Below are 24,327 nucleotides of genomic sequence, written 5' to 3'. Positions count from 1 at the left end.
AAGTAATAATATTTATAACTAAAATATCTGAGTAATCAATTTAAATCGCTGTTCTTTAAAGAATTTAAAGATTTTTTAAAAAAACTATTGCTGATTAGTTACAAAAGATATTTAATATTTTGCGCCAAAATATATCTTTGATCAAAATTGTGATCAATTTTGATCCATACATCTGCTGAGGATTAAGTGTTGAAATATAACAGCCTTAACGACTTCCTAGACTACGTTAAAACACGTGATGAACATCAACCTGAATTTCTTCAAGCTGTTGAAGAAGTGATGACGAGCCTCTGGCCATTCATCGAAAAGAACCCACAATATGCTGACTACGGTTTGCTAGAACGTCTTGTTGAGCCTGAGCGTGCAATTCAGTTCCGTGTTTCATGGGTAGATGACAAAGGTCAAACTCAAGTTAACCGTGCTTTCCGTGTTCAATACAACTCAGCAATTGGTCCATTCAAAGGTGGTATGCGTTTCCACCCATCAGTGAACCTTTCAATTCTTAAATTCTTAGGTTTTGAACAAACTTTCAAAAATGCCTTAACTACACTTCCTATGGGTGGCGGTAAAGGTGGTTCAGATTTTGATCCTAAAGGTAAATCTGAAGGCGAAATCATGCGTTTCTGTCAAGCATTAATGATCGAATTATACCGTCATCTTGGTTCTAACACTGACATCCCTGCGGGCGACATCGGTGTAGGTGGCCGTGAAGTGGGCTACATGGCTGGTATGATGAAAAAATTAAGCAACGACACAGCATGTGTGTTCACTGGTAAAGGTTTAACTTTCGGTGGTTCACTTGCGCGTCCTGAAGCAACTGGTTACGGTACTGTGTATTTCGCTGAGGAAATGCTAAAAACTCGTGGCGATAGCTTTAAAGATAAAGTTGTAACGATTTCGGGTTCTGGTAACGTTGCACAATACGCTGCTGAAAAAGCAATGTACTTAGGTGCGAAAGTGGTTTCACTTTCTGACTCAGCAGGTACTGTATACGTAAAAGACGGTTTCACAACTGAACTTCTTGCTGAAGTAATGGAATTGAAAAACGTTAAGCGTGGCCGTATTTCTGAATTTGCATCTAAGCACGGTTTTGAATATTTAGAAGGTCAACGTCCTTGGTCTATCAAATGTGATATCGCGCTTCCATGTGCAACTCAAAATGAATTAGATGAAGCTGATGCTGAAGCTCTTCTTGCTAATGGCGTAATCTGTGTTGCTGAAGGCGCAAACATGCCATCTACTTTGGCTGCAGTTGAGAAATTCGTTGAAGCGAAAATTCTTTATGCACCAGGTAAAGCATCTAATGCGGGTGGTGTTGCAACTTCTGGTCTTGAAATGTCTCAAAACGCAATTCGTTTGGGTTGGACTTTCGAAGAAGTTGACGAGCGTCTACACGCGATCATGAAAGAAATTCACCGCAACTGCGTGAAATACGGTACTGAAGAAGATGGTACTGTGAACTACGTAAACGGTGCGAACATTGCAGGTTTCGTAAAAGTTGCTGACGCAATGCTTGCTCAAGGCGTTTACTAAGTTCTCCGTAAGCTGAACTGAAAACCGAGGCTCAAGCCTCGGTTTTTTTATGGCTGAATGGTTTGGAATATATTGGATTCTTAATTAGTGCTCATCTGGGTAAGTTGGATTTCGCTATCCATAACGTTGAAGTGAAAATTTAAGGGTTGGCTGAGCAAACGTTTAAAAATGAAGCCCTGACCGATGTAACTGTGTGCTGAACTTCAGTGTACTCCCTACATCTCCTATAAAACGCAAAGTATGCTTTTCTACATCATAATTGTGGCCAATGTAATTACAGCCACTAAGAATGTCATACTGCCATCGTTAATTTGAGAGTTATTTGGGCGGGTAAAGCCTTATTTTCTACGAGAACCCACGTCTTTTGAGTTAATTGTTTTGCTTCAAAATCGCGTCAATGGGTAATTCGCTGTATGCTTAAAAATATCTGTCTGTTGATTGCGATTCGTCAGGATGAATTCAGTAATTTGCAAGAAGTAGCTTTAGATTAACATCGCTAAAGCGTTGGTTGAACAGTACATCGTGATTTGAATACTATGCATATCCAATCAGCGTTTGCGGTTGTGTAGATATAAAAAAACCGAGGCGATGACCTCGGTTTTTTATCGGCTGTAACTTACAACGTACCTTTTACGGCTTCACGTTCGACTGACATATCAAAAATATAGGCATATTTTGATTGGTCAGCAGCAGGGTTTTTACGTTCAAAACGTTTTACGCGAATAATTTGGCGTTCTGCAGGAGTGTGCTTAAAGCCTTCAATTTGATCGTAAAATAAGGTCCAGTCTTTATCAACTTGTGTTTTTAGGCCTTTTTCATCGTACTTCACTTCACGCACTTGCAAACAAGTTTGTGGAGCAACGCCTGTACATTGTTTAGTTTCAGGGCTGATTTCAAGGAAAATCGTTTCGCCTTGTGAGTTGTACTGAGTTTCAGGTGTTAATTTTCCAGTGAAAACCAGTTTTTCACCTGTTGCAGAGATAATGGTTAACGTTGGGTTTTGTGGATCTGTGGTATTTAAAACAAAAGGTGCTTTACGGTCACTAAAGAGTGAAGATGCAAGTCCTTCTTGTTTCATCGCATTATCAGGACACGCCATCATGGTAGATGCAATGTTGCCTGTTACAAGCGTATTGTGTTCCACTTTCCATTGGGTTGACATACTGTTACAACTGGTTGAAATACCCAAAGTGCCATTTTCTAGAAAATTTAAAACCAAAGGTTTTGGTGCATTTTCAGTGGTGGTGCTCCATTGATATGAAGCTAAAGTTTTATCAGCATTTTGTTGTTGTAATACGCTCACGGCTAAATCTCCAGCTTTTTGGATATCGCTTGATTGACATGCTGCAAGGGCTAAAGGGAAGAGGGCGATCGCTAAATATTTTAATTTCATTACGCTAACTGTTCTAAGTGAATTTCAGCCTGTAGCATAACCCATTCATTTTAAAAAAATATGAATACATTCAGCTCAAATAAGTAGCAAAATGTATCCATAAATAATAATTTGTTAACTTATTAATATAAATTATGAATAAGTCAATCTATCTCATTTTTCCACGTTTAATCAAAACGATAAATATCCATACCGAGCGAACCCATACTAAAGCTACTGTGAACAATAGAGAAGCGGGGGCCTGCACCCATCGCAAAGAAGATGGGTGCAAAATGTTCAATGGTCGGATGGTTGCGTTGTACAAACGGGATATTTTGCCAATCGAGAACTGCATCAAAATCTTGATGAGTGAGCTTATTGACCACAAAATTACGGAATGTAGACGCCCATTCAGGCACGGCTGCTGCACGTCCATCCCAAGCCAACTCACGTAAGTTATGAGTAATACTGCCCGATCCAATCAACAGGATTTGCTTGTCACGTAAAGGTGCAAGCGTTTGTCCAATTTTATAGATCTCTTGCGCAGACATGGTCATTGGCAGTGATATTTCAATCACAGGAATGTCAGCATCAGGATACATATGCAATAACGGCATCCAAACGCCATGATCGCGTGGACGGGTGCTGTTGGCATGTGCCGATAACCCTGCATTGGCAAGCAAATGGAGAATTTCTTCTGCAAGCTCTGGGTTACCCGGTGCTGGATAACGAATATCATAAAGTTCCGCAGGGAAACCACGGAAGTCATGCCAAGTTTCAGGACGGGCACTGGTACTTACTTCTAGTGCGTTACTTTCCCAATGTGCTGACATGATAACAATGGCTTCAGGTTTTGGAAGATTCAGGCTTAAACGTTCCAACGCAGGACCGACTTGCTCAGGATTGATGGCAAGCATAGGTGAGCCATGGGAAATAAATAAACCTGGAAGTGTTTGTAAATTCATCGCGGTCGCCGTTGGTTGTTTAAATGAATATGATGATCATGCACTAAATTATTCAGCGTAACAATTCGGATAATTTCAACGGTTTGTTTCATTGTTGCAACGCTGTAATTGCTGTATACGCTGGATGTCCGTTTAGATTAACCCGCACGATGATAAGGGTGATTATGATTAATACTCATTGCACGGTATAGCTGTTCGATGAGCATGACACGAACCATTGGATGCGGCAAAGTTAGTTTAGACAAAGACCAATGCCACGCTGCAGCTTTACGTACTGCTTCAGAATGTCCATCTGGCCCACCAATGGCTAAAACCACATCATTGCCTTCAAGCATCCAGCCTTTCATGGTTTCAGCTAGTTTTTCCGTACTGAACTCACGACCACCGACTTCTAAGGCGATCAGTACTTCATTCGATTTCATGGCATTTAAAATGCTGTCACCTTCAATTTGACGGTATTTTAAAATATCGGCTTCTGAGTCGTTCTTGCCACGTTTGGCCATAGGCAGTTCAATGATCTGCGTTTGAACAAAAGGCTGAATACGTTTGAAATAATCTTCAAAACCCGTCAGAACCCATGCTGGCATTTTTTGACCGATTGTCAGAATACGAATTTTCATACAGCGCCTGAAAGTATACAAAAGAGCATTATAACGGTTCGCTTGCACTTTGTATGTTCAGACACAATTTGCAATTGAAATCGTGTTCTGCTTGCTGTTTAAATACGCAGCATAAGCAGATTAGATCGAAGATGAAAATTGGAATAATAACAATGAAAAAAACATGGCAGGACGGTAAATTATTTTTGCTCAAGCAGGCAGCAATCCTTTCAATTTTTGGATGGTGTTCATTTTCGGCGTATGCCAACAATATTAGAACCGCTGAACCGGATAATTTAAAAGTCTATTTAGAACAAATTATTGGTAATGAAGCTGAATATCGTAACTATAAGAACATACAAGAGTTAAATCGCGTGTCTGCTTGGATTCGTGAGCAGATGCGTTTATTTGGTGTGAATTGTCGTTTTCAAACCTATACCGTCAATAGCCAACCATACCGTAATGTAGTCTGTCCCTTAAATGCAGGGCATAGCAATCGAGTGATCATTGGCGCGCATTACGATGTATTTGAGGAGCAGCATGGCGCTGATGATAATGCCTCCGGTGTTGCAGGTGTACTCGAAGCTGCACGGATTCTTTCGGCTGAAAAAGCGCGTTTAAAACAAAATATTGAGTTTGTATTTTATACCCTCGAAGAACCGCCATATTTTAGAACAGAGTCGATGGGCAGTTTTATTCACGCAAAATCGGTAGCAAAGGAAAAAGATAAAATTTCAGGTGTATATATTCTAGAAATGATTGGTTATTTTGATCCCAAAGTCACCCAAGAATATCCTGTTGGGCTGAAGTGGATTTATCCATCGCATACAAATTTTATTGCATCGGTGGGGAACATTCAGTCTCGTGACTTAACCTCATCGTATTGTGCGGCGATGGAGTCTTTGAAGCAGTTGCAATGTGAACGCTTGATTTCACCCTCATTTATTCAGGGTGTGGATTTTTCAGATCATATGAATTATTGGCAATTTGATATGCCAGCGATGATGATCACTGATACGGCATTTTATCGTAATAAGCACTATCACACCGAGCAAGATACCCTGGATAAATTAAACTTAGACAAAATGGCTCAAGTGATCGATGGTTTAGTAAAAACCATCTTAAATTTGAAATGAGTGTCTTTAAACACATGACATAAAAAACGCAGCCCCGAAAGCCTGTGGACTGCGATAAAAGGTCATCTACCTGGAGATGTAGATGACCATCTTGTTCCAATGATCATCACGCTTTTAGACGTGATTGGAACCAATAAAGAAACATACAGCGCGTATATCTCTCTACTATATATGTGGGATAGAGAGCGATATTTCAAGTAATAGCATGCAAATATTGTAAGACTTTCTAATTGGCTATTCTTGATCTTGATGTCGACTTTGAAATAGTTATCCAATCCATAGTTGTAGCTGTTGTCTTGAATCTAGTGGTTGTGAAGAATTTGAATGAAAAGTTTCGAATATGCAGTATGAAATAATGGATATAAAAAAGCCCTGTCGAAACAGGGCTTTTTTTCTTTTATTGCGAGTTGCTAGCGCTTAGTGACGAGCAGCTTTTCCACCTTCAGTTGCTTTGACAATCGGTGTCTTTGCAAGAGGTTTAGGCATATCAACTAAGGCTAGAGGTAAAATCTCATCAATCGATTTCACTGGTTTAATTTCTAGACCTTCTTTGACATTGTCTGGAATCTCAGCCAAGTCACGAACGTTATCTTGTGGGATAAAGACAAGCTTAATGCCACCACGGTGAGCAGCGAGAAGTTTCTCTTTTAAACCACCAATGCGCATTGCACGGCCACCAAGACTGGTTTCACCTGTCATTGCAATATCTGGACGAATCGCAATGCCTGTAAACGCTGAAACAAGTGCGGTAGTTAGGGCCAAACCAGCAGATGGACCATCTTTCGGTGTTGCGCCTTCTGGTAAATGCACATGCACATCTGTTTCTTCAAAGCGAATCGCTTCAATACCCAGTTCATCTGCACGGGTACGTACAACGGTCATCGCTGCTGTGATCGATTCTTTCATGACATCGCCAAGAGAACCGGTGGTAATGAACTTGCCTTTACCTTTTACTGCCGCAACTTCAATCGTTAGCAGTTCACCACCAACAGATGTCCATGCCAAGCCATTTACACGACCCACTTCAGCTTCTTCTTCGGCCATACCGAAGTCGAATTTGTGTGGACCTAAGTAGTCAGGAAGATTTTTCGAATTCACTTCAATTTGAAGATTTTTCGATTTCTTACTAACAGCTTCTTTCACGACTTTACGTGCAATTTTAGATACTTCACGTTCTAAGCTACGCACACCGGCTTCACGTGTATAACGTTGTACGATATCGCGGATGGCTTCTTCGTGAACGGTTAATTCTTTCGCACGTAGACCATTGTTCTTGATGGCTTTTGGAACAAGGTAACGTTCAGCAATATTCACTTTTTCATCTTCGGTGTAACCCGGTAGACGAATCACTTCCATACGGTCAAGCAAAGCTTCTGGAATATTCATGCTGTTTGCAGTACAGATGAACATCACTTCAGAAAGGTCTAGATCAAGATCTAAGTAGTGATCATTGAACTTGCTGTTTTGTGATGGATCTAGGACTTCAAGCAATGCTGAAGCAGGGTCGCCACGATAGTCTTGCGCCATTTTGTCAATTTCATCGAGTAAGAACAGTGGGTTCTTTACTCCAACTTTAGTCAAAGACTGCACAATTTTACCCGGCATCGCACCGATATATGTACGACGGTGACCACGGATTTCAGCTTCGTCGCGCACGCCGCCAAGCGCCATACGGACAAATTCACGACCAGTTGCTTTGGCAACAGATTCACCGAGTGAAGTTTTACCTACACCTGGGGGACCAACTAAGCAAAGAATTGGACCGCGAAGTTTTTTCACACGTGATTGAACAGCAAGGTATTCCACAATGCGGTCTTTCACGTCGTCTAAACCATAGTGATCGGCATCAAGAATGTCTTGAGCTTTCGCAAGGTTAATGCTGACTTTGCTGGCTTTGTTCCAAGGCGTATCTAAAATAACTTCTAGATAGTTACGCACGACAGCAGCTTCGCTCGAAGCAGGTTGCATTGCTTTTAGCTTACGGAACTCATTTTCAGCTTTTTTACGTACATGTTCAGGTAAATCGGCTTCAGTTAGACGTTTTTCAATTTCTGCAACGTCATCCTCACCACCGCCATTCATATCAGAAAGTTCGCGTTGAATGACCTTCATTTTTTCATTTAAGAAGTATTCACGCTGATTCTTTTCCATTTGGCGTTTCACAGAATCATGTAAGGTTTGCTCAATTTGCTGCTCTTCTGACTGTTGTAATAAATACGTCATGAGCTCAGCTAAATGTGCTTCAAATTCATCATGCTCTAAGAATTTTTGTTTTACATCAATATTCAAAGGCACGCGTGTTGCTACGAAGAATAATAATTGTAGCAAATCGTCAATTTTATTGGCTGCTGCAATCAATTCACGTGCGTTACGCAATTTTGCTTCTGCATATTGAGCAAATAAGGTGCGTAATTCTTCCACACGGTTATTCTGAGTTTCTGAGTCAACAGAAACCGTCATTGGGCTTAATGAATGCTCGGCAGTCAGGTAATCATCGGCATCGATAATTTTTTCTAACTTGGCACGATATAAGCCTTCAATCAGTACTTTTATACAGTTTTCATCATTCTCATGATTCACAACTTGCACAATCTTCGCGACAGTACCGTATTGATATAAATTGTCGTGATCAATTTCTTCTGTTAGCGAATCTTTTTGTGCAACTACGAATACAAGATTGTCACTGTCACGTGCGACATTGACTGCATTGATCGACTTTTCACGACCCACAAACAGTGCAATTTGCATGTGAGGATATACAACCACATCTCGTAGCGCTAAGAGCGGTAATACGCTCGGAATTGTAGTTTCCAAGCTTTCTTCATTCATAATAATCTCAGACATGGGCACTCCTAATGAGTGACAACGGTGTTGCCATGTTTTTTATAGTGATGTGTATTTTTTAAATTACAAGGGTCATGCCAATTAAAATGTGTAAAAAATGACTAAATATGTGATTTTTAAGTGTAACTCAGTGTCAAAAATATCAAATTAACGTTTGAAACTTAAAGTTTGAGATGGGCTAATAAAACCATCTAGCGGTTGATCCCAATCTTCTCGAACTAAGGGATATTGGATGAGTTGAAAATCGTGACCAAGTCCTAAACGGTAGGGTGTAGAATGAGCTGTTGCTAATGTTTTATCGTAGAAGCCACCCCCCATACCAATACGTGTGCCGTACTTATCGCAAGCCAGCAAGGGCATTATTAAAAGGTCAAGGTGAGAAACATGCTTCCCGCGGCTTGCCATCGGTTCTTTCATACCGAGCGGGTGATGAGAAAAACGTTTACTAATGTATTGATGACGTGAGATTTCAACCCAAACCAGTTGCTGATTCATGTTGCAAATTATAGGTAAATACACGTGTTTTTGATGCGAAAAACAGTAATGGATAAGCTTTTGAGTGTGAATTTCACCGAATGCATGTAAATACACGCCTATATGCTGACTGCGCTGAAAATGACTGAGTCTGACTAAACGCTGTAGGACTTGTTGTTCAGCTTGTCGTTGCTCCCATAGGTTTAGGCTACGACGCTGCTTACGGAGTTGTTTACGAAGGCTGGTGGTGCTCAAAGTCATGGTTCATTTCAAAGTAGCACAAAATTCTCAAAGGCATTTTAACGCGTTCAAGCTTAAAAGTCCGAAGAAATAGATTTTATCTTTTTTATATAAAGCGTTCCTTAAAACACTAGTCGGCTTAAGGAACGCGGACTTATTTAAGGCTTTTTAATACCAAGAATTTGGACGTCAACACGACGATCTGCTTGTAAGCAAGCTTTTAAGGTATTTTGATCTTGCACATCAAAACAACCATTGGTTACAGGCTGAGTTTCACCTGCTGAAGCGAAACTTAATTTGTCAGCAGCAATCCCTTGGTTCATTAAGTAATTTTTGACAGTTAGTGCACGTTGCAATGCAAGTTGCTGATTATATTTTTCACTGCCTAAACGGTCGGTATGTCCGGTAAGCTTAATCATATCAATACGTGCATATTGGTTATTAAGTTTAGTTGCTAGTTCATTCAAGCTTGATTTACCTGCAGGAAGTAAATCATTTAGTTTGCCACCATTAAATTTAAATAAAGAATCGGCAGCTAAATTTATATTATCTAAACTAGGTTCAATTGGTTTTATCACATTATTTAGAGCATTTTCTCTAATCGGGCAATTATTAATCGTAGTGCCATCATTATTTAATATAATAGGTTTGCCATTATTATCAACTGTAAGTAATAAGTTATTCAAAAGTGACTTTTCGTTTACACAATAGCTAACTGAATAATTTTTACAATGAGTTGTACAATTTTTCACCTTAAATTGGTATTCGCCTTCTTTTAAATAAAAATCAGCAGAATTATTAATATAAAAATCACCCGCTTTAAATTCATCTATATAGAGTTTAGTTGCACATTTTTGGTTCTTAGCTTGATCATCTGCGCATAATTTTTCATCACGTTGCACATGTATTTTGTATGCATCAATCATATTGTTTTGAAACAATAAATTATCTGGTTTTGCATATTTATTTACGCCAGGAAAAGTTGAACATGCGACAACTGAGCGTCCACAAGTTGAAGTGACTGTGACACCGAATGGTGACATCGTACAGACTTACCCTGATGACACTGATCCATCCACAATTACGCCTGACCAAATTACGGTTAAAGATCCAAATGGCAAAGACATCGTGGTTGAGTTTGGTACACCTGAGACTCAACCAGACGGTTCAATCACGGTAACGGGTAAAGTGCCAGAGGACGTTGAAGGCAAAGTTACGGTTAATGTACCAGAAGGTTCATATGAAGACACTTCGGGTAACCTGGGTCTACCAGGTACAGGCAACGAAAACATCAATATGGTTCCGCTTGTAGCAGAAGTGACGATTACACCAGATGGTAAGATCACTGTGACTTATCCTGATGATGTTGATCCATCGACAATTACAGAAGATAAAATCATTGTTGAAGGTCCAAATGGTCCAATCGAAGTACCATTTACGCCGCCAGTGGAACAACCAGATGGCTCATATGTGGTGACTGGTGAAGTACCTCCGGGTGTTGATGGTAACGTTACGGTAACTGTCCCTACAGATAGCTATGAAGATAAATCAGGTAGTCCAGGTGAGGAAGTAGATAAAACTGTCCCAGTGGACAATATCGCTCCTGAAGTTGAGACAACCCAAGTGGTTACGATAGAAGATCAAAGTGTGACATTAACATGGGCGCATTTTGGTATTTCAGATGCAAATACAGCAAATGATCAGCTTGTTATTACGGTAACAAATCTGCCAAAAGACGGTGTATTGACAATCGTAGATGCTGCTGGGAATAAAACACCAATCATCGCGGGTCAAACACTATCTTATGCTGATATTAAGGTATGAAAATTTATGCTATTACAGAGGACGGAACTCGAGTATTGCTTGGAACTGCGGATACAAATGGCAATTTAAGTTTTGTCGCTGATGGAATGAGTATCGAAGGTTCAAACTTAGTGGCGATTGCACCACCAAGTTTGGCTGTTACGGGTAATTCTTTACAGTTGAACGTGAAGCTTGAATCTCTTGCAACTGAAAAATCGAATGGTTCAACTGCAAGTTCAGAATTAGAGTTCGGTGTAATTTTGTATCCTGCTTCTGTAACAAACGTAGCACCTGAAATTGAAATTGAACCAGAAGTAGTCACTGTTGGTGCAGCTGTTGCCGGTCAAAAAATTGCTGCTTATGCTGCATCGGATGCAGATAATGATAGTCTGACTGTGACATTTGCTAATGGCTCGACAGTTAGTGCCGACGGTTTCTATCAATTATCATTGGCTGATCAATCTGTAACCTTAACTCAGAAAGGTGCGGATCAGCTAAATTCAGGTGCTGTATTGCCTTCGATAAGTCTTCAAGTTACTGATGGTAAAGTTACAACTCCTGTAACTGGCAATGCTGAACTCATTGAGTTAAAAGCAACATTAACAAGTGAAATTTCGGTATCAGGGTCAACATCAGGTGGAACTGGTGGTGGTGCGTCAAGTTCAGTGATTAACGTTCCAAACCTAGGTACGATTTATAAAGATGCACAAGGTAATTATGTTTCTGATGATCTTGTTGCGGGTGCGAAAATTGTAGATATTGCTGCACAGATGCAAGCTATTATCAATGATCCACAGTATGGTAATGATTTCAATAAAATTAACGAAGCGCTAAGAATCTTTACTAATTTGAAAAGTGAAATTAACGTTTCTGAAATTATTATTATCAATTGGGAGAAAATTGACAAAGTTCTGACTCAGAATGAGCTTGGGCTTAATTTCTCAAATAGTTTCCCTAAAGACTTTGGAGGTGAAAAAGGTACTCCGAGTGACTGGATTGTATTTGATGAAGCGTATTCAGGTGAAAAATATCCTGTCAATTCAATGATTTTAAACAACTCTGATACAACCAACTATAATGATGGTTTTAACTTGAGTATTACGGGTGTCCAAAATGTAAGTGGTTTCCAAATTAATATGTTGGAAGGTGTGCTATTTGCGGATGGAACTCAAATTGCTAAGACAGATGAGAAAAATCAAAATGGACAGGATCAACTTGGTGTAATAGCTCCGGAAGCAGGCGTTCCAGAGAAAGTTTTACAATTTACTTTACATGCAGAAGTTCTAAATGATGCAGAGGCAAATGTGAATGTAAATGGTGTGAAATTTAAATCTGCTGCTCTTGATGCTTTAGTTGATGCCAAAGTTTCGGTAAATGGTATATCAGTAAGCAAAGATTCAGATGGGTATTATGCTTATCAAGGCACTTCAAGTAGTCAAGTTGAAGATTTTGTAGTGAAAGTTACAGTCCCTGAAACCTCAATTCAAGATGTAAATGTACTTACAACCCAGCTCGAAACAGAGTTAGGAAACAGTGACTGCGACAGCATCGTTTGCGATGTTCTCATTAGAAAGTGAAAGTTTACTTATTGGTGATGATATTGTTTTTGACCTTCTTGCAGATGACAATTTGGGCGGTAATACATTAACAACAGTAAATGATTTTTCTATTGCTGACCAAATCGATATCTCTTCATTACTTTCTGACGATGCAACTGAAGCGAATCTCGCAGAGTTTGTAACAGTAGCATATGACGAAGAAACTGATTCAGCTGTGATTTCAATTGACCGTGATGGCACATCAGGTCTGAAATACGAATCACAAGATCTCGTGGTCTTACTCAATCAAACGAGCAAAGTCGAACTAGATGACCTAATCAACAATAATCAAATTATTTACTAATCATTTGATGAACTAAAAAAGCACCTTCGGGTGCTTTTTTTTGCTTCCCAAAAAGTGAATGCAGATTGAAGACTTGGTTTTAATCAACAACTCATCGGAATTAAAACAAATACGCTATATCTACACTTGTATATTGAATAAGCTTTCTTTGCGCTTAAAAAGCGACACTTATCTGATGACGTAGCTCAAAAGGTATGCATAAAAACAAATTAATGGACAATAAAAATGAAAAAGAATCTCTGGATTAGGACACTTCTTTGTATGACAGTTACGGTGTCGCCACTTATTTTCGCAGCGACAACCACTGCACCCGTTCCACCCAATAGCCAGCAAGTCTTTTTTGTCGGCAATAATTGGGATGGTACGGTTACAGTGATCAATCCTGCAAAAAACTATCAGAAAGTTGGTGTCATCAATATGGTGCCCGACAAAAAACAACGCCTCACTGAAATTTACCTCAACCCAGTAAAATTAATCGCTTATAGCTATATTCGTAATACGGCAGGAGAGGGAAATGATCAATTGGTCGATGACATGTATTCCACACCAGATGGCAAATCGGTGGTTGCATCACGCCCAAGTTATGCTGATGTCGTCTCGATTAACATTGCAACGGGGAAAATCAATTGGCGCACACCCGTTGAAGGATTTCGAGCAGACCATATGGCGGTTTCACCCGATGGACAACAAGTTGCTGTTTCAGCATCTTCAGGTAATGTCGTACATATATTCGATATCAACACAGGCAAAGAACTAGGACGTTTTGCGACGGGCGATAAACCACATGAAAATATCTATTTTGCCAACGGTACTAAAATCCTAAATTCAGCCATTGGTAATGTCGAAACAGCCATGGATGCTTCTTGGCAAGACTTTACCAAAGGCAAACGCTACATCACGATAGCAGATGCTCAAAACTATAAAGTCCTCAAAAAAATAGATTTTAGACCTGCTTTAGATGCCGTAGGACGCAAAGACTTATCAAACTCAGTTCGACCGATTGTATTTAGTAAAGATGAATCCAAAATCTATGCGCAGGTCTCATTTTTTAATGGTCTGGTCGAATATGATCTCAATCAAGACAAAGTCACGCGCATTGCACAGCTTCCGGGAAGTACAACTATTCCCTCAGATCGCACGAAATGGGTGAATGACTCACGCCATCATGGGCTTTCCATCAGTGGAGATGGTGAAAAACTATGTGTCGCAGGAACCATGGATGATTATGCCACTATCGTCGATCGTAAAACTTTGACTGCAGCCAAATTGATTGCTGCAGGCAAACCGTATTGGGCAACGCAAAGCCCAGATGGTAAACGCTGTGTAATTTCTGAAAGTGCGACAGATGCAGTAACCGTGATTGATTTTGCAACAGGTGAAAAAGTCATCACAGTTCCAGTTGGCAATCACCCACAGCGTGTTCGTTTGGGTTATGCGCCAGCAGGATGGGGCAACTAATAATTTAGATAAAATTAAATAAAAAGGTAAATTCAGAGTCAAATCGGCTCTGAATTTTTTAAATATCAGAAGGTGTCTAGAGACTGCATCATGAATAAAAAATGGATTGTTTTAGGTTTGACGTTTAGTTTAATTTTATGGTTGATGATTCAGTTTTTAAAACCACGGCAGCAGGAGGTTCATGAACAGCTACCTTTAGATCAACAAAAAGTGTCCGAAACACATTCAGATCAAACCACGGAAAATGTTTTACAGTATTCAAGTTCCAAACCCAAACAAGAAAGACAAGATAATGAAACGCACACCCAGTTATTACAGCAACGTGAACAGGTATTTCAACAATTTCAGCAAATAAACACACAGATGAGTCAGGGGCAGCAGCCGAATCAAAATCAAGTACTCGCTTTACTCGAGCAGCAATACAGATTGGTTGAAAAAGGCGTCGTGAACGTGGATGAAGCTATTTCATCTATTCAATATTTACGCCAAATACTTCCCGAAATGGATCGATTTTTAGATGGGCAGCAAGCTAAATTGGAACAACTCAAAAATTGAATAAGGCGGATTAAATCAGCTTTTGAAGGTGAACAAACTTGAATAAAAATTTTTAACTGATGTTACGCAGTAACATCAAAGCGCAATTTGCTTCAAATAAAACAACGATACGCGGTAACGTCATCCGCAAGTGTTTAAGACAGGACTACTTCTAATCAAAAATGTTTTTGTGATGCTTTGAATAATTTGACGGTAGTGAACGAGTTTTGCGGATGACAATGGTTTTGGGTACTTTTGTCGAAACAAAAGTATCTCCAGCCGAAGGCTAATCTCTTTATTTAATCCTTAGATGTAAGACTCCGTCGAATAGGCTTAAAATTATTTTAAAAATGCGAAATTACTTTTATGTGCGTAACATCAGTTTTTAAGAAAAGAACAGGAGTCGAATAGCGCAGAAATAGAATAGTGAATTTTTTAGAATATTTTTGAATTGAGTTGAATGCTGAAAATTCATTTAATGACTTGGAAGATAAACACTCCGAAGATGCCGCTGCAAATGTCGTGACCCTGAACCCGATGAGTTCAAGGTGGACGCGACGTACACTCGCTGGGTTTCCCACACGAGGAGGGCATACGCTCAGAATATACAGAACACATCCATAAGTTTAAGTATCGGCAGGGGATTAGACCTAGCTGGCGAACACCTCAGAGATGTACTCAGTATAACGAATTCAGCGTTATTGGCAAATCACCAAACGCTGACAAAGTGTTTAAAATGAAGCAATCGGGCAAAGTATAATCACTAAACCACCGATTAATCAGTCAATTCTTCCACTTGTTCCAAAATATTTTGCAACAAAAGTTCGCAGTTTGCATATTCTTGCAAACTCTTATTCATCGACAGGACTTCTTGCATTAACTCAAGTGCGACCATAATGATCAACTTGCTTGGTTCCATACGTGGCGCTTTACGACGAAATTCATCGTATTTGTCATTCAGCAGCTGCGCTGCACGTTCTAAATCTGCTTGTTGGTCAGAGGTCGTCGCTAAACGGAAACTATGACCTAGAACTTTTAAATCAACTGCAATTTGTTCACTCATGATCAAACTTCCTCATTGCTTTCAGCCGGATGCGCCAATTGTTGAATTTCTTGTGCATGTTGATCTTGAGCAGTACCTAAAATGGCTAAACGTTGAATAATCGCTTCAACTTTGGCTTTGGCATGTTCATTTTTTTGAAGCAGACGTTCACGTTCTTGCTTTAAACCTTGAATTTCTTGCTGAGCATGACGTTGTTCATTTTGCATTTTTTCTTTGACGATACGTAACTCATTACGCTCTGCCAAAATTTCCTGAAAACGATTTTTTAGATCAGTACAGCTTTTTTCGAGGCGGCTGTATCGGTCAGCCAAAGCAGTTGCATCAGTATTGAGCTGTTGAAGTTGAGCACGTGAATCAGTTAATTGCTCATTCAGTGTTTCAATTTCTTCTTGTTTCGAGGTGATAATGCCGTTCTTATGTACAATTTGAGCATGATGCTGCTCATTAGATGAGTTTTTCTCATCTTGTAAGGCACCATTTTCGCTTTCAAATTGCGCCAGTCGCGTTTTTAAAACGCTAATATGCGCTTGGAGACGCTGTAATTCTTCTAACATAACGTAGTCGCACAGTCTTGCAAACAAAGGTAATATATACGAAGTATAGAGATTGGATAAGCGAATGCAAGACGATATTTCAGGTTGGTCAGATTGGTCCCAGAATTTTTCTAAAATTGAAGAAATTTCAAGCCCAAGTGAGTTACACGGTCTACTCACTGGTATAGTTTGTGTGTCACAACCCCCGAGTCGTGAAGAGTGGCAACAAATTTTAGCAACGCTTGATGTAGCTGAATTAGACGAAGATGCGGTGGCATTGTTGACTGAAGAAGCAGAAGATGTAGCTCATTCACTTTCAGATGATGAACTCGACTATCTTCCTTTATTACCAGATGATGATCACTTGCTAGGTGAGCGTGTGCAAGCCTTGGCAGATTGGTGTGCAGGTGTTGTTCTTGGTTTTGGTTTAGCGGCAGGTCATCTGCGCACCAATGAACAAGAATTGATTGAGCATTTACAGGATGTCGCTTCAGTAGAATTTGAAGATTCAGATGATGATGAAGAAGGTGAAGAAAGCTATCAGGAATTATACGAATTTGTTCGTTTAATCCCAGTGAGTCTGTCGATGGGACGTACCAAAGTTGATGTTTCAGAAACACCGTTGCTACAACTGAGCGCTAAAAATTCATTGGCTCAAGCGGGCAATGTGGTTGAAATGTTCACCCCACACCGTCCAAGTTAAGGCATTCTTTTTGCATTAATAATTAATAGATGATGGGCTCTATCTAAGGAGTTCATCATCCTATTAAATCAATCATAGTCCAAGCGTATAAGAAGCATATCAATGAAGAAATTAACTCAAGCAGATTTTCAGGAACGTCGTGACATCCTTGCAGGTGAAATGGGCTTACGCAGTATCGCAATTATTGCCACGAGCAAAGAAGCCATGCGAAACCGTGATGCCGACTATAAATTCCGTGCTGATAGTAGTTTCTTTTATTTAACAGGTTTTGCTGAACCTGAAGCGGTTGCAGTGATTGAAACCTTTGATAGCGAAGAAGAAGGTTATAGCTATAGTTTGTTCTGCCGTGAACGTGACCGTGAAATGGAAATTTGGAATGGTTACCGTGCGGGTATTGATGGCGCGATTGATGACTATGACGCGGATGAAGCCTTTGCTATCGATTTATTAGACGAAGAAATTTTAGAAAAATTACAAAATAAAGATAAATTATTTTACCGTATCGGGCAGCAAGCAGATTTTGATGCCCGTGTGGCGCAGTGGATTGCAGCTGCAAGCGGTGAATCACGTAAGGGTGCAAGTGCGCCGGCACAAGTCATTCAATTGGATCGCATTATCGATGAAATGCGTTTGCATAAGTCTGATGATGAACTCGAATTGATGCAGATTGCTTCGGATATTTCAGCAGAAGCGCATACCCGCGCCATGCAAACAGTCAAACCGGGCATGATGGAATATGCACTAGAAGCAGAACTGAATTATGTCTTTGGTATAAATGGCTGTGTACCGTCCTATAACAGCATCGTTGGTGGTGGTGAAAATGGCTGTATTTTGCACTATGTGGAAAATGACAAAGAATTGAAAGATGGTGATTTGGTACTGATTGATGCAGCGTGTGAATATCAACTGTATGCCTCAGACATTACCCGTACTTTCCCAGTCAATGGTAAGTTTAGCCCTGAACAAAAAGCACTTTATAATGTCGTGCTCGATTCGCAAATTGCGGCGATTGATGCTGTGCGTATCGGCAACTCGTATAAAGAACCGCATAACGTTGCAGTGCGTATTTTAGTTCAAGGTTTGCTTGATTTGGGCATCATGCAGGGAGATATTGACGAAATCATCGCAAAAGAAGGTTATCGTCAGTTCTATATGCATGGCACAGGCCACTGGCTCGGTATGGACGTGCATGACGTTGGTTCATATAAACAAGACGGTGAATGGCGTGCCTATGAAGAAGGTATGGTCGTGACTGTTGAGCCGGGGCTTTATATTGCGCCAGATGATGAAACTGTTGATGAAAAATGGCGTGGTATTGGTATCCGTATTGAAGATGATGTTGTAGCAACTCAAAATGGTCCACGTGTTTTAACCGCTGCAGTGGTGAAATCTGTAGAAGAGATTGAAGCGCTGATGGCGAAAGCGAAAGCCGCTTAAGTTTATACAGTATTTAAAAAAGCCGGTCAGATGATCGGCTTTTTTTTATCTATAAGCAGTCATATAAATACTAATCATACAGACAATGTTAATTAGCAATGTAGTTGATTTTCTGATGTTAAGTTTTTACAAAAATTAGATATAAGTCTTTTAAAATTAATCGTATAAATTTTTTATTTTAATCATAATTATGGGCGTTAGAAAAGCTGGGGTGGTTATTCCCTTTAATGGCAATCAACAGGATATAGAAAGACTGGTAAATGATTGGCTGGTTTATTTTGAAGAAAACTCAAAATCTGCATTAGATATAGAGTGGCTGACGGATCATGTTGTTTGTATCAATAGTGCCGGATTAGCGCATTTTGCTTTTACTGAACCTGAAAAATGGAGCAGCTTGCTGAGCAGTGGGTTACCGATTAAATGGATGATATTCTTTGATTTTGCAGACACAAATTCAAGCTATAGCTATGCGTTTTATAAAGAGGGTGCAGAAATTAGATGTGTCATTCAAGCGGAAGAAGATGAACTTTACATGGATAGGCAAATACAAGATTTTGAAAAAGAATGGTTAAACTTTTCAACAAGATATTTATACGAATATGTTGAAAATGGCAAAATTCAAAAAAAATGGATGACTGATTTAAACAGTTTAAAAGAAGAGATCAATGAAGATTTGGAAAGCTATTATCAATATTATTATTTTAGCGAAAAGGATCATTTAATTTATCATACTCAATTGGTTCGGCTGTTATTGATTGAACTCTTTAAAATCTATGTCGGTTTTGAAATCTTTGATAGTGATTATAATCCAGTAAAGAAAATAAAGTTTAAGTATAACAATCAGCGTACTTATGATGATTATTTAAGTTTAGCATCAAGAGGGGATATTGCAGCCCAAATTAAATTGGGTGAAATGTATGAAACGGGATGCGGCGTCGAAAAAAATGATGTTACAGCACAAGGATGGTATCAAAAAGCGGCTGATCAGGGTGATGATGCGGCGATGCTGAAGTTAGCGGTGCTGTTGTTCAGAAAACCATGTAAAACAGAGGTTCATATCGCTTTAGCTCTGCTGAATCAGTCAGTGGAAAAGGGAAATATAAACGCAAGAACGGCCCTTGCTGAAATATATGAAAAGGGCGAAATTCTTGATCAAGATTATAATGTAGCAATGAGCTTGTACAAGCAATCGGCAAAACAAGGCTGTGCAATTGCTCCCTATAAAATTGGCTTAATGTATGAGCTAGGTAATGGTGTAGATCTAGATTTAAAGATGGCAAAACGTTGGTATCACCAAGCAGCGAATGCTTTTAATCAAGATGCAGAAATTCGATTGCAGGAATTAATCCAGCATTTTAATGCTTAAGCCATTCATTTAAATTATTCCGTATTAAGGAGATCGTTTCTGTCTTTTGTGTTCTATATCTTTATCTATAGCAATGAAAATAAATTGAATACATGAGCGCAATATTTTGACCAAATCATGGAAAATATTAAATAAATATAAAAAAAGCCGATCTATTGATCGGCTTTTTAGCTTCACTTTGCGATTAAGACTTTTGTAAAAATTCTGTCGCTAATTTTAAAAACTCTTCCGGTTTTTCATATACGGCCAAATATCCGATTGCCGGTTCAGCATATTCAGCATGTGAAATCAGATCTATAGCATATTTGACCATACACTCGGGTGCATATAATCATAATTACAGCCATTCACTAATGTTTGTTTGTTGATTTTTTTTCGCTGTCTCAATCACATCGGTATGAATCTACAACTCAGCTTGGTGGGTAAATCTTTCTCAATTATTGGTTTGCAGCCTATTTTCTAAGGTTTGCGCCATAGTATTTTCACACCATGCCAAGGTAAAGTTGGCGCTAAAACCTGTTTGAATAATAGTGCTCGACATCGCTTTAGAGTTGCTCTGTACCTAACTCAAATTAAAGCTTAGTACGTGCATCAACTTTAGGATAAGGCGCCAATAACACAACAAAAATTACATCTTCTGGATATTCTGCTGCGGAATATATCCAGAAAATGTTGTGTAATGAAAAGCTCATTAAACCGAATGGTGTAACATAATTGGTTTTTGCAGCTGCAATCACTTATTCAACTAATTGAGCAATGGCTAAAGGCTGATCATCAGGTAGTTAGCTTGATATCGTCCTTTTGAATGCATCAAAACATGACATGTTCAAATGACGCTGATTTACGCAAATGATGGCTCATACTGATGGACTCAGCCATTTTTATTGTGATTTTCTCTTTTTTAGAGATCAATATTTACGGTAAGAGATGATTAATTTTGTATTTAATCAGTGCAAATACCTGCAACTAATTTGTATTTCATTATAAAAAATCATGCCCTTGATGTAAGATAAAATTCATTACAGATTATATGTATTTCGAGTGAATGTCCTAAATTCGAATACAACATAAAAAAGGAAACAAGCATGCAGCAAGAAGTCATCATTGTGGGTGGTGGTATGGTCGGTTTAAGTTTGGCACTCATGTTGGCCAAAGCCAAAATTGGCGTAAAACTTTTAGAAGCCATTAAATACCCCAATTATGATGATGCAAACCTTGAGCCTTATCACTCGAGTTTTGATGCACGAAACAGCGCCTTGTCACGCCGTACGGTGCAGATTTATCAAGAACTAGGCCTCTGGGATTCTTTGCAGGAACACGCCACACCTATTTTAGAAGTGAATATTACCGAGCAAGGAAGTTTTGGTAAGGCAAGACTCAAAGCAGAACAAGAAAAAGTCGAAAGCTTTGGACAGGTGATTGAAAATGCATGGTTAGGTCGTGTGCTGCTCACAGAAGTCAAAAAAGAACCGCTGATAGAATTAATTGATGGCGTGCAAGTGACCGCTCTGAATCAAGATGCTAATCATGCTTTTATCGAAGCACAGCGTGCTGAAGAACAGCTCAAACTACAATCTAAAATTGTGATTGCAGCAGATGGCCGTGATTCATTCTGCCGTAAAGCCTTAGGTATTGGCGCATCGGTGCATGATTATGACCAAGTGGCGATTGTCACTACAGTACAAACCTCTAAACCGCATGGTCATGTCGGTTTCGAGCGTTTTAGTCCGCTTGGTCCGCTAGCGCTGCTGCCACTTCCAGGTGAATACCGTCGCTCAGTGGTTTGGCCTGTTCCTAAAGGAACTGAAGGCGAGTGGATGGGGGATGAAAATGATCAGCACTTCTTAGATGCTTTACAAGAAACCTATGGCGACCGTGCAGGTAAATTCCAAAAAACGGGTAAACGTTTCAGCTTCCCATTATCCCAAGTGCTTGCAGAAAAACAAGCTGTCGGCCGTGTAGTGCTGATGGGCAATGCTGCACATACCATTCATCCAGTGGCGGGTCAGGGTTTTAACTTATGTATGCGTGATGCCTATGTACTGCGCCGTTATTTAACAGAGCAAAGTACCCAAGGTGCAGATTTGGGTGATGCAGCTATGTTGCTGGATTATGAAAAATCGCGCCTGACCGATCAGCAGCGGGTGATTAAATTCTGTGATTCAGTTGTACGTGGTTTTAGCAACCAGAATCCAATTTTAAAACTCATTCGCAATACAGGATTAGTTGCCTTTGACACCATTCCGGGGATCAAGCCTTTGGTCGCGAATTATGCAATGGGGCTAAAAGCATGAGTTTCAATCAAACAGATGTACTGGATGCTGTGATTGTCGGCGGTGGCTTGGTCGGTGGTTTAACGGCATTGTTATTGGCGCAGGGCGGTGTGCAGGCTACGGTATTGGATGCGGCACCTATTTTGGATGCAGAAAAAACCAAAAGTGTTGCGAATCCTCGAGTTTTGGCGCTCAGTCAAGCCACCATTCATTTACTCAAGACTGTGGGTGTTTGGGAAAAGCTTGCCCGTCAGCAGCCTTATACTGGTATGCAGGTGTGGAATAAAAATGGCTATGGCGAAATCAATTTTGGTCATGTGGCAGAGCAAACACCATCAGTTGAGCAAGCTTTAGGTTCAATGGTTGAACCAAGTGTATTGAATTTAGCCATTCAAGAAAAAATGCTAGAACAACTCGAAGACTACCGAACCCAAGTTAAGGTCAGTCGAGTTGAGCGTGGCGTTGGTGTGTGGATCATTCACCTTGCAGATGGTACCCAGCTCAAAACAAAACTGGTGATTGGTGCAGATGGTGCAAACTCATTTGTCCGTGAGCAAGCTTTCATCGATCTAGATGTGCTGGACTATAAACAAGCCGGTGTGAGCTGTGCAATTAAAACCGCCCAACCGCATCAGCATGTAGCGCGTCAAATTTTCTTAGAAACTGGGCCTTTGGCATTTTTGCCGATGGCGAGTCTGAAAAAAGAAGAAAGCGGTTATTGGCAATCGATTGTGTGGACCTTGCCAGATGATTATGCCGATGAATATGTTGCTTTATCCGATGTGGAATTTACTGCGTTGCTCACTCGAGAAAGCCATCACATGCTCGGCGAGGTCTTAGAAGCAACACCGCGTGCTAAATTTCCATTGAAAGCGCGAGCAGCACAGCAATATGTGCATGATGGTCTGGCGTTGATTGGTGATGCGGCCCATGTGATTCATCCGCTTGCAGGACAAGGCGTGAATATTGGTTGTTTAGATGCAGCAGTGCTTTGCGATGTGCTTTTGACCGATAAAAAACGTGGTGTGTGGGCACATGAACAAAGTTTGAAGCGATATGAACACCGTCGTAAAGGGCAAAACGATGCCATGATGCATAGTATGTCCGCGATTGGTTGGTTAGAAACCACCACTTTTTCACCTGTGGTGTGGGCGCGAAACTTTGGTTTAAAACAAGTGGAAAATCAGACTGTTCTAAAAGATGCGTTTATGGCTCAAGCCAATGGTCTGAGTATTTTAAAAGATACAATCTACGCAGCTTAGGTCAAAGTCTGATATTTTTTAGACAGTCGTATAAACAAGGTTACGATTTTGATTAAAAAAGATACGATTTTTTGATTGTGGGTACTAGTCGAAATGCTCAGAGATTGCTAAATTTCTGTTAATTTAAAACCAGCCATTCGCTGGCAAACAGAAGTCATTCGCGGGGAGAACACAATGACTGATATGAACGATTATGATGATCCAGAAGATTCAGTAGTTGATGAAGATGAAGCACAAGCAGCTGAAAAAGGTGCAGGTGACGCAGCTGATTCTGCCTCTGATGGTGACACCTCTGAAGCTGAAACATTAACAGTGACTGCAAAACTAAAACAACGTCAGGCGCTTGAAGATGAAGTTGCTGCGTTCTTAGCGCGTGGTGGTCGTATTACCGAAGTCCCTCCAGACGAATCGGCAAAAGATTAAAAATGAAAAAACACCACGTCATGTGGTGTTTTTTTTTGCTTCATTCGCTTGTGCGAGGATGCATGTCATTCAGTTCTTAACTCTGTATAGCCAAATCCTAAAAACTATAGAACAATAGAGATATGGGATATTCAAAAGATTTTAAAGACAAAGTCATAGAAATTATGATTCGAGATGAAATGTCTGTGCGAAAAGCAGCACAGCATTTTAACATCTGTATACAAACGATTCAGAACTGGAAAAAGTCCACTACAAACAAACCTATTCCTGGCCGTCCAGTTAAAATTAGCAGAGAGCAAATATTGAAGGATGTTGAACAATATCCTGATGATTATCAGTATGAGCGAGCTGAACGTTTAGGAGTAAGCACTCATGCGGTATTTAATGCATTACATGCCGCAGGAATA

23 protein-coding genes and 1 other RNA gene are annotated in these 24,327 nt (G+C 39.9%); 14 read left to right on the top strand and 10 right to left on the bottom strand.

Annotated elements, in window-relative coordinates; translation table 11 throughout:
- Positions 1-186 precede the first annotated feature (186 nt).
- Positions 187-1,533, top strand: coding sequence for an NADP-specific glutamate dehydrogenase (gene gdhA, locus FTU65_RS05490; RefSeq protein ID WP_227591817.1), 1,347 nt, complete (start codon positions 187-189; stop codon positions 1,531-1,533).
- A gap of 616 nt (positions 1,534-2,149) precedes the next feature.
- Here gdhA and FTU65_RS05485 read toward each other — a convergent pair.
- The 3 genes from FTU65_RS05485 to rlmH form a co-directional block, all read right to left on the bottom strand.
- A complete protein-coding gene (locus FTU65_RS05485) occupies positions 2,150-2,926 on the bottom strand; it encodes an META and DUF4377 domain-containing protein (protein WP_180011835.1) in 777 nt (258 codons plus the stop codon).
- A gap of 167 nt (positions 2,927-3,093) precedes the next feature.
- Positions 3,094-3,870 (bottom strand): dioxygenase, encoded by a 777-nt coding sequence (locus tag FTU65_RS05480; RefSeq protein WP_180011833.1) that lies wholly within the window; start codon positions 3,868-3,870, stop codon positions 3,094-3,096.
- Between the two features lie 137 nt (positions 3,871-4,007).
- A complete protein-coding gene (rlmH, locus tag FTU65_RS05475; RefSeq protein WP_078189858.1) occupies positions 4,008-4,490 on the bottom strand; it encodes a 23S rRNA (pseudouridine(1915)-N(3))-methyltransferase RlmH in 483 nt (160 codons plus the stop codon).
- A gap of 152 nt (positions 4,491-4,642) precedes the next feature.
- Here rlmH and FTU65_RS05470 point away from each other — a divergent pair, with 152 nt between their 5' ends.
- Complete coding sequence (locus FTU65_RS05470) at positions 4,643-5,605, top strand: M20/M25/M40 family metallo-hydrolase (protein WP_180011831.1); 963 nt, start codon at positions 4,643-4,645, stop codon at positions 5,603-5,605.
- A 417-nt stretch (positions 5,606-6,022) separates the two neighbouring features.
- On the opposite strand, the gene lon is transcribed toward FTU65_RS05470, so the two are convergent.
- The 3 genes from lon to FTU65_RS05455 all read right to left on the bottom strand — a co-directional run bounded on the left by lon (position 6,023) and on the right by FTU65_RS05455 (position 10,206).
- Positions 6,023-8,449, bottom strand: coding sequence for an endopeptidase La (gene lon, locus FTU65_RS05465; RefSeq protein ID WP_180065521.1), 2,427 nt, complete (start codon positions 8,447-8,449; stop codon positions 6,023-6,025).
- Positions 8,450-8,596: 147 nt separating this feature from the next.
- Positions 8,597-9,184 (bottom strand): 5-formyltetrahydrofolate cyclo-ligase, encoded by a 588-nt coding sequence (locus tag FTU65_RS05460; protein WP_180065520.1) that lies wholly within the window; start codon positions 9,182-9,184, stop codon positions 8,597-8,599.
- Positions 9,185-9,321: 137 nt separating this feature from the next.
- The gene (locus FTU65_RS05455; RefSeq protein WP_257222682.1) at positions 9,322-10,206 is read right to left on the bottom strand and encodes an OmpA family protein; all 885 of its coding nucleotides are present in this window, start codon (positions 10,204-10,206) and stop codon (positions 9,322-9,324) included.
- On the opposite strand from FTU65_RS05455, the gene FTU65_RS05450 reads away from it, so the two are divergent.
- The 5 genes from FTU65_RS05450 to FTU65_RS05430 all read left to right on the top strand — a co-directional run bounded on the left by FTU65_RS05450 (position 10,187) and on the right by FTU65_RS05430 (position 14,881).
- Positions 10,187-10,987, top strand: coding sequence for a cadherin-like domain-containing protein (locus tag FTU65_RS05450; RefSeq protein ID WP_180012171.1), 801 nt, complete (start codon positions 10,187-10,189; stop codon positions 10,985-10,987). The genes FTU65_RS05455 and FTU65_RS05450 overlap by 20 nt on opposite strands.
- A complete protein-coding gene (locus tag FTU65_RS05445; protein WP_180012170.1) occupies positions 10,984-12,543 on the top strand; it encodes a hypothetical protein in 1,560 nt (519 codons plus the stop codon). The genes FTU65_RS05450 and FTU65_RS05445 overlap by 4 nt, the downstream gene beginning before the upstream one ends.
- The gene (locus tag FTU65_RS05440) at positions 12,524-12,868 is read left to right on the top strand and encodes a type I secretion C-terminal target domain-containing protein (protein ID WP_180012168.1); all 345 of its coding nucleotides are present in this window, start codon (positions 12,524-12,526) and stop codon (positions 12,866-12,868) included. Before FTU65_RS05445 ends, FTU65_RS05440 begins: the two co-directional genes overlap by 20 nt.
- Positions 12,869-13,129: 261 nt before the next feature.
- Positions 13,130-14,326 (top strand): YncE family protein, encoded by a 1,197-nt coding sequence (locus FTU65_RS05435; protein ID WP_252725800.1) that lies wholly within the window; start codon positions 13,130-13,132, stop codon positions 14,324-14,326.
- A gap of 90 nt (positions 14,327-14,416) precedes the next feature.
- Positions 14,417-14,881: a hypothetical protein gene (locus FTU65_RS05430; protein ID WP_180012164.1), complete on the top strand. Its 465-nt coding sequence runs from the start codon at positions 14,417-14,419 to the stop codon at positions 14,879-14,881.
- Positions 14,882-15,353: 472 nt separating this feature from the next.
- Here the strand turns inward: FTU65_RS05430 and ssrS are convergent.
- From ssrS to FTU65_RS05415, 3 genes are all read right to left on the bottom strand, one after another.
- A non-coding RNA gene (gene ssrS / locus FTU65_RS05425) (6S RNA) lies at positions 15,354-15,536 on the bottom strand.
- A 99-nt stretch (positions 15,537-15,635) separates the two neighbouring features.
- Positions 15,636-15,923, bottom strand: a complete 288-nt coding sequence (locus FTU65_RS05420) for a cell division protein ZapA (RefSeq protein WP_168378082.1) — start codon at positions 15,921-15,923, stop codon at positions 15,636-15,638.
- A gap of 2 nt (positions 15,924-15,925) precedes the next feature.
- The gene (locus FTU65_RS05415) at positions 15,926-16,477 is read right to left on the bottom strand and encodes a hypothetical protein (RefSeq protein ID WP_180012162.1); all 552 of its coding nucleotides are present in this window, start codon (positions 16,475-16,477) and stop codon (positions 15,926-15,928) included.
- Between the two features lie 64 nt (positions 16,478-16,541).
- On the opposite strand from FTU65_RS05415, the gene FTU65_RS05410 reads away from it, so the two are divergent.
- The 3 genes from FTU65_RS05410 to FTU65_RS05400 all read left to right on the top strand — a co-directional run bounded on the left by FTU65_RS05410 (position 16,542) and on the right by FTU65_RS05400 (position 19,962).
- On the top strand, positions 16,542-17,159 hold the full coding sequence (locus FTU65_RS05410; protein ID WP_180012160.1) for a UPF0149 family protein: 618 nt from the start codon (positions 16,542-16,544) through the stop codon (positions 17,157-17,159).
- Between the two features lie 102 nt (positions 17,160-17,261).
- Complete coding sequence (gene pepP, locus FTU65_RS05405; protein WP_180008932.1) at positions 17,262-18,596, top strand: Xaa-Pro aminopeptidase; 1,335 nt, start codon at positions 17,262-17,264, stop codon at positions 18,594-18,596.
- Positions 18,597-18,786: 190 nt separating this feature from the next.
- Positions 18,787-19,962: a tetratricopeptide repeat protein gene (locus FTU65_RS05400; RefSeq protein WP_180012158.1), complete on the top strand. Its 1,176-nt coding sequence runs from the start codon at positions 18,787-18,789 to the stop codon at positions 19,960-19,962.
- Positions 19,963-20,534: 572 nt separating this feature from the next.
- Here FTU65_RS05400 and FTU65_RS05395 read toward each other — a convergent pair.
- Positions 20,535-20,699 carry a hypothetical protein gene (locus tag FTU65_RS05395; RefSeq protein WP_180004157.1) on the bottom strand — a complete coding sequence of 55 codons (165 nt, stop codon included), beginning with the start codon at positions 20,697-20,699 and terminating at the stop codon, positions 20,535-20,537.
- 348 nt (positions 20,700-21,047) lie between these two features.
- Between FTU65_RS05395 and ubiH the strand changes: the two genes are divergently transcribed.
- The 4 genes from ubiH to FTU65_RS05375 all read left to right on the top strand — a co-directional run.
- Positions 21,048-22,256: a 2-octaprenyl-6-methoxyphenyl hydroxylase gene (ubiH, locus tag FTU65_RS05390; protein ID WP_180012156.1), complete on the top strand. Its 1,209-nt coding sequence runs from the start codon at positions 21,048-21,050 to the stop codon at positions 22,254-22,256.
- Positions 22,253-23,497, top strand: coding sequence for an FAD-dependent monooxygenase (locus tag FTU65_RS05385; RefSeq protein ID WP_180012154.1), 1,245 nt, complete (start codon positions 22,253-22,255; stop codon positions 23,495-23,497). Before ubiH ends, FTU65_RS05385 begins: the two co-directional genes overlap by 4 nt.
- 174 nt (positions 23,498-23,671) lie before the next feature.
- A complete protein-coding gene (locus FTU65_RS05380; protein ID WP_078189169.1) occupies positions 23,672-23,920 on the top strand; it encodes a hypothetical protein in 249 nt (82 codons plus the stop codon).
- A 122-nt stretch (positions 23,921-24,042) separates the two neighbouring features.
- On the top strand, positions 24,043-24,327 hold a 285-nt coding region (locus tag FTU65_RS05375), incomplete at its 3' end, for an IS630 transposase-related protein (RefSeq protein WP_180065047.1).

The sequence above is a fragment of the Acinetobacter sp. YH12129 genome (assembly GCF_013418685.1).
GTDB lineage: Bacteria > Pseudomonadota > Gammaproteobacteria > Pseudomonadales > Moraxellaceae > Acinetobacter > Acinetobacter amyesii.
Note: the sequence above shows the minus strand (reverse complement) of the source record. Positions and strands in the feature narration are given on the sequence as shown.

What these genes read in the sequence shown, in the direction of transcription:
- lon (WP_180065521.1), bottom strand. Translation starts at nt 8,449, where the DNA reads ATGTCTGAGATTATTATGAATGAAGAAAGCTTGGAAACTACAATTCCG.
- FTU65_RS05400 (WP_180012158.1), top strand. Translation starts at nt 18,787, where the DNA reads ATGGGCGTTAGAAAAGCTGGGGTGGTTATTCCCTTTAATGGCAATCAA.
- FTU65_RS05460 (WP_180065520.1), bottom strand. Translation starts at nt 9,184, where the DNA reads ATGACTTTGAGCACCACCAGCCTTCGTAAACAACTCCGTAAGCAGCGT.
- FTU65_RS05380 (WP_078189169.1), top strand. Translation starts at nt 23,672, where the DNA reads ATGACTGATATGAACGATTATGATGATCCAGAAGATTCAGTAGTTGAT.
- FTU65_RS05455 (WP_257222682.1), bottom strand. Translation starts at nt 10,206, where the DNA reads ATGTCACCATTCGGTGTCACAGTCACTTCAACTTGTGGACGCTCAGTT.
- FTU65_RS05415 (WP_180012162.1), bottom strand. Translation starts at nt 16,477, where the DNA reads ATGTTAGAAGAATTACAGCGTCTCCAAGCGCATATTAGCGTTTTAAAA.
- pepP (WP_180008932.1), top strand. Translation starts at nt 17,262, where the DNA reads ATGAAGAAATTAACTCAAGCAGATTTTCAGGAACGTCGTGACATCCTT.
- ubiH (WP_180012156.1), top strand. Translation starts at nt 21,048, where the DNA reads ATGCAGCAAGAAGTCATCATTGTGGGTGGTGGTATGGTCGGTTTAAGT.
- FTU65_RS05420 (WP_168378082.1), bottom strand. Translation starts at nt 15,923, where the DNA reads ATGAGTGAACAAATTGCAGTTGATTTAAAAGTTCTAGGTCATAGTTTC.
- rlmH (WP_078189858.1), bottom strand. Translation starts at nt 4,490, where the DNA reads ATGAAAATTCGTATTCTGACAATCGGTCAAAAAATGCCAGCATGGGTT.
- FTU65_RS05430 (WP_180012164.1), top strand. Translation starts at nt 14,417, where the DNA reads ATGAATAAAAAATGGATTGTTTTAGGTTTGACGTTTAGTTTAATTTTA.
- FTU65_RS05445 (WP_180012170.1), top strand. Translation starts at nt 10,984, where the DNA reads ATGAAAATTTATGCTATTACAGAGGACGGAACTCGAGTATTGCTTGGA.
- FTU65_RS05480 (WP_180011833.1), bottom strand. Translation starts at nt 3,870, where the DNA reads ATGAATTTACAAACACTTCCAGGTTTATTTATTTCCCATGGCTCACCT.
- FTU65_RS05385 (WP_180012154.1), top strand. Translation starts at nt 22,253, where the DNA reads ATGAGTTTCAATCAAACAGATGTACTGGATGCTGTGATTGTCGGCGGT.
- FTU65_RS05470 (WP_180011831.1), top strand. Translation starts at nt 4,643, where the DNA reads ATGAAAAAAACATGGCAGGACGGTAAATTATTTTTGCTCAAGCAGGCA.
- FTU65_RS05485 (WP_180011835.1), bottom strand. Translation starts at nt 2,926, where the DNA reads ATGAAATTAAAATATTTAGCGATCGCCCTCTTCCCTTTAGCCCTTGCA.
- FTU65_RS05435 (WP_252725800.1), top strand. Translation starts at nt 13,130, where the DNA reads ATGACAGTTACGGTGTCGCCACTTATTTTCGCAGCGACAACCACTGCA.
- FTU65_RS05410 (WP_180012160.1), top strand. Translation starts at nt 16,542, where the DNA reads ATGCAAGACGATATTTCAGGTTGGTCAGATTGGTCCCAGAATTTTTCT.
- FTU65_RS05440 (WP_180012168.1), top strand. Translation starts at nt 12,524, where the DNA reads ATGTTCTCATTAGAAAGTGAAAGTTTACTTATTGGTGATGATATTGTT.